This window comes from Aurantiacibacter sp. D1-12 (assembly GCF_028858515.1).
Classification (GTDB): domain Bacteria; phylum Pseudomonadota; class Alphaproteobacteria; order Sphingomonadales; family Sphingomonadaceae; genus Alteraurantiacibacter.
Genome location: NZ_JAPJZJ010000003.1, coordinates 420,100 through 433,533, shown reverse-complemented (window position 1 = coordinate 433,533; position 13,434 = coordinate 420,100). Strand labels below are relative to the sequence as shown.

At 60.8% G+C, this 13,434-nt stretch carries 16 protein-coding genes; 8 read left to right on the top strand and 8 right to left on the bottom strand.

All coding sequences use genetic code 11. From position 1 onward, the window contains the following. Positions 1-86: 86 nt before the first annotated feature. Entirely contained in the window at positions 87-1,226 is a 1,140-nt protein-coding gene (locus OOZ52_RS09090; RefSeq protein ID WP_274698192.1) for a glycosyltransferase family 4 protein, read from the bottom strand. Continuing rightward, positions 1,223-2,083, bottom strand: coding sequence for an alpha/beta fold hydrolase (locus OOZ52_RS09085; protein ID WP_274698191.1), 861 nt, complete (start codon positions 2,081-2,083; stop codon positions 1,223-1,225). The genes OOZ52_RS09090 and OOZ52_RS09085 overlap by 4 nt, the downstream gene beginning before the upstream one ends. 63 nt (positions 2,084-2,146) lie before the next feature. Between OOZ52_RS09085 and OOZ52_RS09080 the strand changes: the two genes are divergently transcribed. From OOZ52_RS09080 to rarD, 4 genes are all read left to right on the top strand, one after another. Next, positions 2,147-3,544: a protein adenylyltransferase SelO family protein gene (locus tag OOZ52_RS09080; RefSeq protein ID WP_274698190.1), complete on the top strand. Its 1,398-nt coding sequence runs from the start codon at positions 2,147-2,149 to the stop codon at positions 3,542-3,544. 74 nt (positions 3,545-3,618) lie between these two features. Then, complete coding sequence (locus OOZ52_RS09075; RefSeq protein ID WP_274698189.1) at positions 3,619-4,092, top strand: DUF3617 domain-containing protein; 474 nt, start codon at positions 3,619-3,621, stop codon at positions 4,090-4,092. Between the two features lie 99 nt (positions 4,093-4,191). After that, positions 4,192-5,610 (top strand): succinylglutamate-semialdehyde dehydrogenase, encoded by a 1,419-nt coding sequence (gene astD / locus OOZ52_RS09070; protein ID WP_274698188.1) that lies wholly within the window; start codon positions 4,192-4,194, stop codon positions 5,608-5,610. A gap of 10 nt (positions 5,611-5,620) precedes the next feature. Continuing rightward, positions 5,621-6,541 (top strand): EamA family transporter RarD, encoded by a 921-nt coding sequence (rarD, locus tag OOZ52_RS09065; protein ID WP_274698187.1) that lies wholly within the window; start codon positions 5,621-5,623, stop codon positions 6,539-6,541. On the opposite strand, the gene pyrC is transcribed toward rarD, so the two are convergent. After that, complete coding sequence (gene pyrC / locus OOZ52_RS09060; protein ID WP_274698186.1) at positions 6,538-7,575, bottom strand: dihydroorotase; 1,038 nt, start codon at positions 7,573-7,575, stop codon at positions 6,538-6,540. The genes rarD and pyrC overlap by 4 nt on opposite strands. Positions 7,576-7,613: 38 nt before the next feature. Between pyrC and ygfZ the strand changes: the two genes are divergently transcribed. Continuing rightward, positions 7,614-8,345 carry a CAF17-like 4Fe-4S cluster assembly/insertion protein YgfZ gene (gene ygfZ / locus OOZ52_RS09055; RefSeq protein ID WP_274698185.1) on the top strand — a complete coding sequence of 244 codons (732 nt, stop codon included), beginning with the start codon at positions 7,614-7,616 and terminating at the stop codon, positions 8,343-8,345. Here ygfZ and OOZ52_RS09050 read toward each other — a convergent pair. Beyond that, positions 8,342-8,941 (bottom strand): TetR family transcriptional regulator, encoded by a 600-nt coding sequence (locus tag OOZ52_RS09050; RefSeq protein ID WP_274698184.1) that lies wholly within the window; start codon positions 8,939-8,941, stop codon positions 8,342-8,344. The two genes, ygfZ and OOZ52_RS09050, sit on opposite strands and share 4 nt — an antisense overlap. A 64-nt stretch (positions 8,942-9,005) precedes the next feature. Here OOZ52_RS09050 and OOZ52_RS09045 point away from each other — a divergent pair, with 64 nt between their 5' ends. Beyond that, positions 9,006-9,887 carry a metal-dependent hydrolase gene (locus OOZ52_RS09045; protein WP_274698183.1) on the top strand — a complete coding sequence of 294 codons (882 nt, stop codon included), beginning with the start codon at positions 9,006-9,008 and terminating at the stop codon, positions 9,885-9,887. 4 nt (positions 9,888-9,891) lie between these two features. On the opposite strand, the gene OOZ52_RS09040 is transcribed toward OOZ52_RS09045, so the two are convergent. The 3 genes from OOZ52_RS09040 to rplU form a co-directional block, all read right to left on the bottom strand. Beyond that, the gene (locus OOZ52_RS09040) at positions 9,892-10,443 is read right to left on the bottom strand and encodes a GNAT family N-acetyltransferase (protein WP_274698182.1); all 552 of its coding nucleotides are present in this window, start codon (positions 10,441-10,443) and stop codon (positions 9,892-9,894) included. 211 nt (positions 10,444-10,654) lie between these two features. Then, complete coding sequence (gene rpmA / locus OOZ52_RS09035) at positions 10,655-10,924, bottom strand: 50S ribosomal protein L27 (RefSeq protein WP_274698181.1); 270 nt, start codon at positions 10,922-10,924, stop codon at positions 10,655-10,657. Positions 10,925-10,958: 34 nt separating this feature from the next. Next, the gene (gene rplU, locus OOZ52_RS09030) at positions 10,959-11,498 is read right to left on the bottom strand and encodes a 50S ribosomal protein L21 (RefSeq protein WP_274698180.1); all 540 of its coding nucleotides are present in this window, start codon (positions 11,496-11,498) and stop codon (positions 10,959-10,961) included. Positions 11,499-11,740: 242 nt separating this feature from the next. Between rplU and OOZ52_RS09025 the strand changes: the two genes are divergently transcribed. After that, entirely contained in the window at positions 11,741-12,247 is a 507-nt protein-coding gene (locus OOZ52_RS09025) for a hypothetical protein (protein ID WP_274698179.1), read from the top strand. After that, positions 12,244-12,927: a Crp/Fnr family transcriptional regulator gene (locus tag OOZ52_RS09020; protein WP_274698178.1), complete on the top strand. Its 684-nt coding sequence runs from the start codon at positions 12,244-12,246 to the stop codon at positions 12,925-12,927. The genes OOZ52_RS09025 and OOZ52_RS09020 overlap by 4 nt, the downstream gene beginning before the upstream one ends. A 21-nt stretch (positions 12,928-12,948) precedes the next feature. Here OOZ52_RS09020 and OOZ52_RS09015 read toward each other — a convergent pair whose 3' ends face one another. Further along, a complete protein-coding gene (locus OOZ52_RS09015) occupies positions 12,949-13,380 on the bottom strand; it encodes a hypothetical protein (RefSeq protein WP_274698177.1) in 432 nt (143 codons plus the stop codon). Between the last annotated feature and the right edge of the window lie 54 nt (positions 13,381-13,434).

Genomic DNA, 13,434 nt, shown 5'->3' with positions numbered 1-13,434 from the left:
TGCGCCCCTCCCTAGCGGATGGGCGGCGCTTTTCAATCCAAGATGCTAGCGTGTCCCCGCTGCAGTGAATGGCCGATGAAGCACAATTATTGCTGCGGGTACTTCTGCATCAGGCCCCAGTAGAGCCCGCGATAGCGCTCGATCATCCTGTTTTCATCGAATTCGGCGCGCGCCTTGTCGCGGTTGGCCTTGCCGATCCGTTTGCGTGCCTCGGGATCAACCGCCAGCCGGGCGAGCGATTCGCCAAGAGCATGCTCATCGCCCGACTCGACAAGATAGGGGCCGTTATCACTCGCCACCATGGAGCCGACATCACCCACACGCGGCGAAACGACGGGCAAGCTGGCCGACATCGCCTCCACCACAGAGATCGGAAACTGTTCAGACTGGCTGGATAGCGCGAACATATCGAACAGGCCGATCAGCTTGGCAGGTTCTGCCACAAAACCGGGCAGGTGCACGCGGTCTTCCAGCCCCAGCCGCTCCGCCTCGGCCAGCAGCGCATCACGTTCGGGCCCTTCACCCGCGATTACCAATTGCCATTCGGCGGGCATATTACCAAGCGCGCGCACGAGCACATCGAGCTGCTTGACCTTGCGCAACCCCGCGAGTGTGCCGAGCCAGAACTCGTCCTTGCGCTTGATCAGCCCGGGCAGCAGGTCGCGCTTGGCGGGCGCGGCAAAGGCGCGGGTATCGATGCCGTTGGGAATGCGCCGCACTCGAGTGCGCGGCTGCGACCAAACGTTGAGCGCGATATCCTCCAGCTTGGCAGAAGGCACCACCAGCGCGGCGGTGCGTCCCAATGCGATCTTGCGGTAGATATTCCGCCGACGCTTCAGACGATGCACCTCATCCTCGTTGAAGCCATCCTCGTGATGAACCAGCGGCGGCAACTTGAAGGCATCGGCAAAGATCGTGTGCGCCATCACGGCATCGATCGCGCCCCAGTTATAGGTGCAGATGAGGTCATATCCGGCCATCGCCTGCGCCAGGTTTTTCAAGCGTCCCGGAGTCGGGTTGCCACGTAGCGAGGGGAACTTGGGCCAGCTGATTTTCGGCTTTTTGCCGATCAGGTGCGCGGCATTGCGCTTCTCCAGATCGCCCGAGACGATAGCGTGATCGACTTCCTTGCCCCAGGCATTGATCAGCCGGACGCAGCGCAGTTCCTTGCCTCCGGGATCGAAGGTTGAATGCAGATGCAGGATCCTGGGGACCTTGCCGCTCATGCGACCTTGCCCAGTAATGTCGCCACAGCCTGCTGCGCTTCGGGTTCTTCGAAGGTCGGCACGTGCCCGACGTTTGGCACGGTGACCGCGTCCATCGCGGGCATCTCCTTTGTCATTCGCTGCAGCGTCTTGGCAGAGAGAATATCCGATAACTCGCCACGCAAGGCCAGCACCGGCACGTCGCCCAGCGCTGCAAACAGCGGCCACATGTCGACCGGCTTGGGCGGTGGTTCGTTGAACGGTTCGGCAATGTGCATGTCGTAATCGTAGCTGATGCGGCCATTGTTGCCGACCACGCACAGCCGCTTCGCAAAGCGGAGCCAGTCCTTGGTGTCGTAATCAGGGTAGACGTCGGCATTGCCTTCCCTGAGCGAGCGCGCGGCATGCATCCACGTGGGATAGCTGCGCCCCTGCCCGACATAATCCTTGATCCGGTCGAGCCCGGCTTCCTCGACATCAGGACCGATATCGTTGAGCACCACGCCCGCTAGCTTTCCCGGATGCATGAAAGCCATCAGCATGGTCACGATGCCACCCAGGGATGTTCCGATCGAAACAACCTTGGACACGCCAATCGCATCGAGCAGAGCCACAATGTCCTCGACATACTGGGACGGCGTGTAAGTCGAGAAATCCTTCGCATAGTCGCTCTCTCCGCGCCCGCGCAGTTCGGCGCAGATCACCCGCCACTCTCCAGCAAAGGCATCGGCCACAGGCTCGAAATCGCGCGCATTGCGGGTCAGGCCGGGGATGCACAGGATCGGCGGGCGATCATCCCGCCCAGCGTAATCGCGGTAGTGCAATGTCAGCCCGTCGCCGCTTTGCCAGGTGCCGTCTTCAAAGGCGGGTACGCTCAATCGTATTCCCCTGTTTCACGCGCCACCTTGCGGTGACGCTTGCAGAGCGCCACTAATGCAAACATGCGCGCCGAACCGCAACCTGCCGAATACACACCGGACACGAAAATCACCGAAATTGCCGGATTTCTGGCCGATCCGGTGGAAGCCGCGCGCTTTCCCCGCCACGAACTGCGCTTTCGCAATCGCCGGTGGGACACAGCGGTGGGGCTGGCCGACCTGTCTGACGAGCAATGGGTGCGGCATTTCGGCGCGTTCGAAGCCTTGCCAAACAACCTGCCCCAGCCGCTCGCGCTGCGATATCACGGGCACCAGTTTCGCAACTACAATCCCGAAATCGGCGACGGGCGTGGATTCCTGTTTGCCCAGATGCGTGACGGCGCTGGGCGGCTGCTCGACTGCGGCACCAAGGGCAGCGGCACCACACCGTATAGTCGCACCGCCGATGGCCGATTGACGCTGAAGGGTGCTGTGCGCGAGATCCTGGCGACCGAAATGCTCGAAGCACTCGGAGTATACACCTCCAAGACGTTCTCCGTCGTCGAAACTGGCGAGGAGCTGTGGCGTGATGACGAGCCCTCTCCCACCCGTTCCGCCGTAATGGTGCGCCTCAGCCACGGGCATATTCGCATTGGTAGCTTCCAGCGCCTGATGGTAATGGAGGAGCACACCGCTTTGAAGAAGCTGGTCGACTACTGCCTCGATGCCTTCCCCGGCCCGCCTCCGCCCGAAGACGCGCCGGGGCGAGACGAGCCTGCGGTAATCCTGCTCCATCAGGTGACCGAGCGCCTTGCCGATCTGGCGGCGAGCTACATGGTCGCAGGCTTCGTCCACGGTGTACTCAACACCGACAACATGAACATTTCGGGCGAAAGCTTCGACTATGGCCCATGGCGCTGGCTGCCTGCCTGGCAACCGTCTTTCACAGCCGCTTACTTCGACCAGACCGGCCTCTACGCCTTCGGTCGCCAGCCCGAAGCTATCCGCTGGAACCTGCACCAATTCGCCATCGCGCTCCGACCACTTGCCGAAAGCAAGCCACTGATTGCCGCGCTCGAACGCTTCGGGCCGCTTTACGGCGAAGCCATGATGCGGCGCTTCTGCTGGCGGCTGGGTGTGGCGCAGCAGGGTCCAGAGCGCGATGCCGCACTGGTCGAGGCTGCCGAAGTAACCATGCGAGAGGCCAAGATCGGGCCGGACGCATTCTTCTACCGCCACCGTGAAGGCCGCGCAGCGGAAGGCAGGCTAGCCGAGACGCTGGAGGGCTATAAACCCCTCACTGGCGACCATGCTTACTGGTCAGACGGCATCGAACAGAGCATGCTGATCGACGAGGTCGAAACGCTCTGGTCCGCCATAGACGAACGCGACGACTGGCAACCGCTGCACGACAAGGTCACCGCGATCCGCCGCATGGGTAATGCCCTGGGCGAAGCGCCGAAAGCACAGGGTCACGCATAGTCAATCACCGCAATGTGCATTGGGCACCAACCGTGCTATCGAGCGCGATAAACAGGAAACCGGAGGATCTTTTCGTGAAAGTTATCTTGGCAGGCATCGCACTGGCAGCAACGGCTGCGTCGATGAATACAATCGAGCCCGGCAACTGGGCAACCACTGTTGTGATGACCGACATCACTTTGTCACCCGAAGCTCCGCCTGAGATTACACAAGCCGTACAGGCGTCGCTTGGCGGCGAGGGAACGACATCAGAAAGCTGCCTCACCCAGCAGGATGTCGACGAAGGCCCGACGAGCATCTTCAACAATGCCGGTGACGATTGCGAATACAGCGATCTCACGATGGATGGCGGGGTCATCCGCGGCTCAGCCGTCTGCGAAAGCCCTACCGGCCCGGTCAATGTGGTGATGGAAGGCACCTATGGGCCCACAAGTTACGCCATGACAGTGAATGTTGACGGCGACATGGGCGGCGGAATGGGCCCGATGTCGCTGGAAATGGCAATTAGCGGAGAGCGGTTGGGCGATTGCGCTGAAGAAGAGGCCTGAACCGCCCTGTAACGTGCCGGTTTACATTTGATTCGAGACTTTGCGTTCGCCCGCATGACACGTTAGGGGCCAGCAAACAGAACAAACGGGACTTCGAACTTGTCCAGCCCATCAGAACTGATCTCCTTCGAGCCGGCCACGGGTGCCGAGCTGTGGCGCGGGGCGCACGGTGATGTAAATTCCATCGTCCGTGCGGCGCGCAAGGCATGGCCCAATTGGGCTGCACAACCGCTCGCCAACCGGATCGAGCTGATCCGCCGCTTTGCCAACGAAGTGCTCAAGGACCAGGACGAGCTGGCAGACCTGATTTCGCGCGAAACGGGCAAGCCGCTGTGGGAAGCCCGCACCGAAGTCGAAGCGGTCATGGCCAAGGTCGACATCTCTGTCCGCGCCTATGCCGATCGCACGGGGCAGCGCAAGCTCGACAGCGCGCTGCAGGGAACCGCAGCGCTACGCCACAAGCCGCACGGCATCATGGCGGTGTTGGGTCCGTACAACTTCCCCGCGCACTTGCCCAACGGCCATATGGTTCCCGCCCTGATAGCGGGCAATTGCGTGATCCTGAAGCCGTCGGAAAAAACGCCGGCTGTAGGCGAAAAGCTGGTCGAGCTGTTCAACCGTTCGGGCATTCCCGAAGGTGTCGTGCAACTGCTGATCGGCGGCCCCGATGAAGGCAAGGAGGTCGTCGCGCACCGCGATGTGAACGGCGTTCTGTTCACCGGCTCTGCTCAAGTGGGCATTGCCATCAACAAGAAGCTCGCCACCGATCCGGGCAAGATCCTCGCGCTGGAGATGGGCGGTAACAACCCCATCGTCGTGTGGGATACGCCCAAGATTACCGATGCTGCCGCGCTGATCGTACAATCGGCATTCACAACCGCTGGCCAGCGTTGCACGGCCGCGCGACGCCTGATCGTCAAAGACACGATGTATGACGAGCTGATGGCCGAGCTGAAAAAGCTGACCGACCGCATCATTGTAGGCGCTCCGCATGATGAGCCCGCCCCGTTTATGGGGCCGGTGATCGACAACCAGACGGCGGACCAGCTGACCGAGAGCTTCGTCTATCTGCTTTCACACGGTGGCAAAGCTATCAAGCATATGCGCCGCCTGAATGACGATCTCCCTTTCGTCACCCCCGGCATTATCGACACGACCGCGATGGACGAACGACCCGACGTCGAACTGTTCGGTCCGCTGCTGCAAGTCATCAAGGTCGATGATTTCGACGCTGCAATTGCAGAGGCGAACAATACCCGCTTCGGCCTTTCGGCATCGCTGGTGGGGGGAACGCCGCAGCAGTACAACCGCTTCTGGGCGAATGTACGCGCAGGGATAGTCAACTGGAACCGGCCGACCAATGGTGCATCCTCCGCAGCACCATTCGGAGGCATCGGCTTTTCCGGCAATCACCGCCCGGCAGCATTCTATGCAGCGGACTATTGCGCCTATCCGGTGACAAGTACGGAAATGGAGCAACCGCGCGCCAGCGTTGGCGTGGGCTTCAAAGACAGCTAACGCTGCGCGCGTGAGCAACCAGTCTCCTGACATCGCGGCAAGCAAGCCTCGCGCTATCGGCTATGCGTTCACAGCGCATATGTTCTGGGGCTTTATGCCGCTTTACCTGCTGTTGGTGGCAGAGGTCCCGGCGGTGGAATTCGTCGCATGGCGAACCTTGTTCACTCTGCCGATCTGCCTAGTCTTCATCGGCCTGCGTGACCGCTGGCCAGAGCTGCGCCGCTGCCTGACAGACCGCAAGATCGTGCTGACCCTGATGGGCAGTGCGGCGATGGTAGCGATCAATTGGCTTGGCTATATTTGGGCGATCCAGAACACCTATGTCTACGCTGCAAGCCTTGGATATTACATCTTGCCGCTGGTGATGATGGTGATGGGCGTTGTTTTTCTGGGAGAGACACTTTCCAGGCGCCAATGGGCCGCTGTCGGCATGGCTGCCCTGGCGGTTGGCGCACTGGCGACGGGCGCTCTCACCACGCTGTGGCTGAGCCTGCTGCTGGCCATTACCTTCGGAATCTACGGTCTGCTGCGCAAGACGGTGGACGCCGGGCCGCTGGTCGGTCTGACGGTGGAAGCAATCATCCTGCTTCCCATCGTGGCGGGCTATCTCGCATGGGTGCAATGGGGCGCGGGTGGCACGGCATTCGGCCGTGAAACGGTGGAAACGCTGGCGATCCTGGCAGGCGGGATCATGACAGCGGTTCCGCTGCTGCTTTTCTCCAGTGCCGCACGCGCACTGCCCTACACACTGATCGGTTTCATGCAGTTCATCGCGCCGACCGTAGTCTTCCTGCTGGGATTGACCGTTTTCGGTGAGGAACTGCGCCCGGCCCAGCTCGCGGCATTCCTGGCCATCTGGAGCGCGGCGGCGCTGTTTAGCTGGGACATCTGGTCAAAAAGCCGCGACGCAAGAGCGGCAGCGAAAGCCTAACCCTTGAATGTCCAGCCGAGTGCTTCGCCGGCATGGAAAGGCACAAGCTCGCTGCCACCGGCAGAGATGGTATCGGGCACGCCGTTGCCGGACTTTTCGAGCGTCACCATGTCTTCATTGACCGGCAAGCCATAAAAGGCCGGGCCATTGAGGCTGGCAAAGCCCTCGAAGTGCTCGATAGCCCCTTCCTGCTCAAACACGGCGAGATAGCTCTCCAGCGCATAGGGAGCGTTGAAAATTCCGGCGCAACCGCAGGCGCTTTCCTTGGCTTCGCGCGCATGCGGCGCGCTATCGGTGCCGAGAAAGAACTTGGGATTCCCGCTCGTCGCAGCCGCGCGCAGGGCAAGGCGATGCTGCTCGCGCTTGGCGACGGGCAGGCAATAGGCATGCGGCCGCATCCCGCCCACCAGCATGGCATTGCGGTTGATGTGGAGATGCTGCGGAGTGATCGTGGCGGCGACGTTCGCGCCTGCGCCTTCGACGAATTGTACTGCATCCGCCGTGGTGATGTGCTCAAAAACCACTTTGAGGTTTGGCAGGTCAGCGATCAATGGGCGAAGCACCTGTTCGATAAACACCGCTTCACGATCGAAAATATCGATATCGGCATGTGTCACTTCGCCGTGCACGCACAGAACCATGCCGATCTCCGCCATGACTTCCAGCACGCCGCGAATATTGGCGACATCGGTCACGCCGCTATCCGAATTGGTGGTGGCTCCGGCTGGATAGAGCTTTGCCGCTGTAAACACACCTTCTGCAAACCCGCGCCGCACTTCTGCCGGATCGAGATTGTCGGTGAGGTAGCAGGTCATCAGCGGCTCGAAAGCCATGCCATCGGGCACCGCGGCCAGGATGCGGTCACGATAGGCGCGCGCGGCCTCCACCGTCGTCACCGGCGGGGTCAGATTGGGCATTACAATCGCGCGGGCAAACTGGCGCGCGGTGTATTCGGCAACGCCTTCCAGCATGGCGCCATCGCGCAGGTGGACATGCCAGTCATCGGGGCGGCGAATGGTGAGCGAGGTCATCATGGCATTGCCTATGCCGCGCCCCGCCCTATCTGTCACCCATGACCTTTGGACGATTGAACAACCGCGCCGTGGTGCGCGTTGCCCCGCAGGACGCGAGCGAGGATGCCATCGGCTTTCTGCAGGGCTTGCTGACGAATGATGTGAGCGGCGATGGCCCGACCTACGCCGCGCTACTGACCGCGCAGGGCAAGACGATGTTCGATATGATCGTGTGGCGTGACGGTGATGCGGTGCTGCTCGATTGCGAAGCCGACCGCGCACATGATTTGGTCAAGCGCCTGACGCTTTATCGCCTCCGCCGCAAGATCGACATTGCGATTGACGCGGAGCTGGGCGTGTTCTGGTCCACGGACCGGTTTGACGAAGCATCCCCCGATCCCCGTCTTCTGGCACTCGGTTTCCGCCGCGTTGCGCAGTTCCTCGACAGGATCGAAGGCGTGGATGATCAATATCTTGCCTACCGTCTTTCGCACGGCGTGACAGAAGGTTTTGCGGAGCTTGGCGATATCCTGTGGCTGGAGACCAACGCGGTCGAGCTGAACGGCGTCAGCTTTACCAAGGGCTGCTATATCGGGCAGGAAAACACCGCGCGGATGAACTGGCGCAGCAAGGTCAATCGGCGACTGGTGGTGGTTCCACTGGAGCAATCACAGGAGAAGCGTCGCAAGGCGGAGTATCCTGCGCTTGGGCTGGCAGTGGATCATTTGCGCGTAGATGATATCCCGGCCGAACACGTGCCCGACTGGATGCGGCTCTCGGCTGAAGGCTAGGCGTTCTGCCCGTAGGTCTTGATAAAGGCCGCGATCAGCATTTCTTCGGCACGTTCTCGGGCGACCGAGCGTTTGACCGAGAGCGATTCGGCCAGCGGTTCTCCGACCAAAGCATCACCCAGAGCGAGCAGCACCAGTGTGAAGGTGTTTTCGTGCATCGCCATTTCGTTGGCGTGATCCATCTCTTCGGGTGCCAGATCGTGCACCAGCTTGTGGACCGCCCCGATAATCGGATCGAGCGCGTCTTCGTTGCCCGATGCGAGCATCCAGCTGGCCAGGGCACCGCCGCCTTCCTTGCCCATCGCATCGAATGTCAGGTCAACCACTTCACGTGGGCTACCGATCCCTGCGCGCGTCGCCCGCACGGCATCGGCAATCGTATCGCAAACCGTCTGCGCCAGATGCGCGGCCAGTGCCTTCTGCAAGCCTGCAGCACTGCCGAAATGATGGAGCAGGTTGGCGTGGGTGCGCCCGATTCGCGATGCGACCGCTTTTAGGGTGACGGCCTGTGGTCCGGCTTCTATGAGCAGCGCGCGCGCCGCCTCAAGCGCGGCGGCACGGCTCTCTTCAGGGCTCCATCTTTTCTTTGTTGACATATGTGTCAGTAACCTATTAACACGAGTGTCAGTTTGAGCAGGCGAACGCCTTGGAGTGAATGTTATGACCGCCACCCCCCACTGGCAAGCCGACCGCACCGAAACCCCCGGTATTACCGTGCGTAACCGCCGCTTCGGTCGTGGCGTAGAGCGCAAACGCGGCGTCGATCCTGTTGCTTCAGCGTGGTTCGCGGCCCTGTCTGCCAGTTTCCCGCGTGGAGAGGCTATGTTTATCGAGGCGGTGAAAGCCCATCGGCATAGCGTTCCGCCAAAACTTGCCGCCGAGATCCGCGATTTTATCAGGCAGGAAGTGAACCATTCGCGCGAGCATATCGCGTTCAATCGCGCCGTTGCTGATGCGGGATATGATCTCACTGCAATCGATGCGCGCGTCAAATCACTGGTCGATATGACGCAGTCGAAGCGGGAGATCGTGCAGCTCGCCATCACCTGCGCGCTGGAGCATTTTACAGCCATATTTGCGCATGAATTCCTGCGCGATCCCGATTCTATCGTCAGTGCAGGAATGGGCGATGTGCAGCTGTGGCTGTGGCACGCCGTGGAAGAGATTGAGCACAAGGGCGTCGCCTACGACACCTGGTTGCACGCGACCCGCGAATGGTCTGACTGGAAGCGCTGGCGTATGCGCTGCCTGATCATGGTGCTTGTCACCTACCGCTTCCTGAAGAATCGCGCGACCGATTCGGTCGAACTGATGGCACAGGATGGCATCACCGGGTGGCGCGCAAAGTGGCGGCTTTTCAAATATCTTGTCGGAACCCCCGGTATTCTGCGCAAGATTTTCCCGGCCTGGCTGAGCTATTTCAAACCCGGCTTCCATCCGTGGGACATCGATGATCGCGACCTGATTGCGCGATGGGACGATGAGCAGGCACTGGTCTTCCCTGAGCAGGCCAACACGAAGGATGGCCCCGCCACCACCTGATCACTCAGGCAGCAGCGGGGCGATAGCTGTCCGCATCCGCGCCCAGCCACTTCACGAAACGCCGCGTGGGGAGCATCTCGCCACCACGCGCCATGCAGATCGTACGGTCAATCTCACCGGTTTCGGTGAAGCCGGCCTTGCGTAACACTTTGCCGCTGGCCGGATTATCAATGTAATGGCCCGCGCCGAGCGCCTTCAGGCCAAGCGCTTCGGCAACTTCGATTACACCTCGCACCGCTTCGGTGGCAAAGCCGCGGCGCTGCCACGCGCGCCCAATCCAGTAGCCAAGCTCGTCGGGCCCGCCATCCTGGCGTGGGCCAAAGCCGATCATCCCGATAATCGGGGCACCTTGTTCTGACGGAAGGGTAATGACAAATTTGTTCTCGCTACCGGCTTGAGCATCCGCACAGAATTTGCGCGCATCATGCTCGCAGTACGGCCACGGTGCACGGGCAAGATTACGGACGACATTTTCATCCGCAATGCCGCGATATACGCCGCGCCAGTCTTCAGGGAATACGGGCCGCAGAAACAGCCGTTCGGTACGCATGAACATCGGGTCTCTCCCTCATGCCGGACGCTGGCTCCACTAGCCGTCCGGTATTGCAGTTTTGAGTCCGTCGCACAGGAAACTGCGCGCCGGATCCGGCATCGGAAGGAGAATCAAAAAAGGAGACGGGTCGGCCCCATCTCCTTCCAGCTTTTCGGATTTTCTATGCTCCGAAAGGGGCCATCCCGGTGGATGACCCCCTTATCGGATCATCCGGTTATTCGGCGGCTTCCGCCATGGCGTCGACCGAGACGTATTTGCGGCCGAGTTTGCCATCGTGGAATCGCACGACGCCTTCGGTAAGCGCGAACAGCGTGTGGTCCTTGCCCATGCCGACGTTGACGCCCGGGTAGACCTTCGTACCGCGCTGACGAATAATAATGTTGCCGCCGATCACGTCCTGACCGCCGTACTTCTTCACACCAAGGCGACGGCCGGCTGAATCACGACCGTTACGCGATGAACCGCCTGCTTTTTTATGTGCCATTGTGTCTTACTCCGTGGATCCGCCGAGGGCGGTCTTACTTCTTGTCTGTCTTCTTGGCGGCTGCTTTCTTGGCCGGAGCCTTCTTAGCAGGAGCCTTCTTGGCTGCCGGCTTCTTGGCAGCGGTTTCCTTCTTCGGCGCAGCTGCTTTCTTGGCCGGAGCCTTCTTAGCAGGTGCTGCCTTCTTGGCAGGTGCCTTCTTCGGAGCGGCCTTCTTGGCTTCTTCCTTCGGAGCTTCTGCCTTCTTGGCCGGAGCCTTTTTCGCAGCGGCTTTCTTGCCAGCACCCACAGCCGTGATGCGCAGCAGGGTCATCTGCTGGCGGTGGCCGTTCTTGCGGCGATAGTTGTGACGACGACGCTTCTTGAAGACCGTCACCTTCTCGCTCTTCGCCTGGGCAATAACCTCAGCCGAAACCGTGACCTTGGAAGCGTCCGCCAGGTCGGCGCCTTCGCCAGCCAGCAGAACATCGTCCAGGGTGATCGTTTCACCGGCTTCACCAGCCAGTTTCTCGACCGCGATTTTGTCTCCTTCGGCGACGCGATACTGCTTGCCGCCCGTGCGCACTACTGCGAACATGGTGCTAAATCCGTTTATCTGGTGTTCCCGTCACAAGGCCGCTGGATCGCCGCCAAATAACAACAACAAAAAAGGGCGCCCAAAGGGGCACCGGAAAGAGCGCAGCCGTTAGGCCAAGCTCTGATGCCTGTCAACCACCCGAACGCCAAATTGCAGCTGTTTTTGGCCGAAGTCAGCAACAAGAGTGTACGGGCAATTGTACGCTGGAAAGCGTCGCCAACCCGATGTAGGGCACACGGGTGATGATGCAAGCTCGCCTTATGCCCTGTTTCGCCCTTGCAATACCACTCGCCGCCTGCGCGAGTCCTGCTGCAGAGTACCCCTCTCTCGCGATGCGTGACGGAGAACGGATTGTCGGCGAAATGGAAACCGCACCCGCAGCGCCGTACATTGCCCCGTCCCCGCCACCTGCGACTGTAGAGGAAGCCGTGGCTCTGGCAGCGCAGGCGCGAGGCGTGCATGGCGAGTTCACCGCTGCCGAACCCGGTGTGCGTGCTAGAATCGGCGCTGCTCGCGGCACTTTTGTGGGGAGCGAGACATGGTCCGATGCGCAAGTCGCCCTGACTATACTCGAATCGCACCACGGCCGCCTGACGGTCATGCTAGCGGATATTGACGCGCTCTACGTCGACACGTCGAGCGAAGGGCAGGCTGTCGCCCTGCTCGCAGAAGAACGCGACGCGGTTGCCGCGATGGCATCTGCTCAGGCCGAAACGATCGCTTCGCTGCTTGCGGCTATTCCGCGATGAGCATCGCCTGTGACACCTGTCCCGTCCGCGATAGCGCGGCCTGTGCGGTGCTTTCCGAAGAGGAGCGGCGTGCGCTTGCCAAAGCGGGCAGCACACGGCGACTGACGCGCGGCGAAGTGCTGTTCGCTGCCGGGGACGAAGATACGGCTTGCGCAACACTGGTTTCAGGCGCGCTCAAAGTGTCCAGCTACGATGCCGACGGCAACGAGCGCATCCTGGCGCTGATTCACCCGTCAGGTTTCATCGGAGAGATGTTTTCTCCGTTTGCCGAGCACGATGTGATCGCCTTGAGTGATTCGCAGCTTTGCGTGTTTGCACGGCGAGACATGGACGCAGCGCTTGATGCCTATCCCAAACTGGCGCGCGCATTGCTGCGCCGATCACAGGAAGACTTGCACCAGGCGCGCAATCTGCTTGCCCTTGGGGCAGGTCGCAGTGCCAGCGAACAGGTCGGGGCCTTGCTATTGGCACTGGCGCAAGCGGCAAGCGATTCGCCCTGCCACCCCAGACAGCAATTCGACCTACCCATGACCCGGGGGGAAATGGCCTCCATGCTGGGCCTGACTATCGAGACGGTGAGTCGTGCTCTCGGCTCCCTCGAAAAAGAGGGCGCGATCCGTAGAAATGGTACGCGCGGAATCGAACTTGTCGATCCCGCGCGTATGGAGACTGGTGGCTGACGACCAAGGTCGCTTCGGTCTTCAGACCAAGGCGGCAATAGTCACCATTGCCAATCCCCACAGGAAGATCAGAACGGGCAGAATGAGAACCTGAACCGTCGCATCACGTGCAGTGGTGCGGCCATACGCGGTCATGATTCCATCTTGCTGGAAACGCCCCCAGGCCAGCGCCTTGCTCTTGGTGCCGGGAGCAAGACGTGTCCACACCGCTGGAACACCGAAGCCTGCGATGACGAACAGGCCGCAAATTACAATCGGGATGATCATTTCAGGATGCGCGAAACCGATCCCCATCATCACGACATAGGCGAGGAAGAAGCCTGCCGTTGCCACGTGCAGACCAACGGGCAGTTCGAATGTCCGATCGACCGGATCATTGCGATCGGTCGCCGGCGGTGCCGTGCGGACATCGGCAGCCTCGGCAATCTGTTGGCGGGTAAGTTGTTCGGCCATTGTGAAACTCCTTCCTGGTTCGGAAGGATTGGACCGATCCGCTTCACGCCGCTT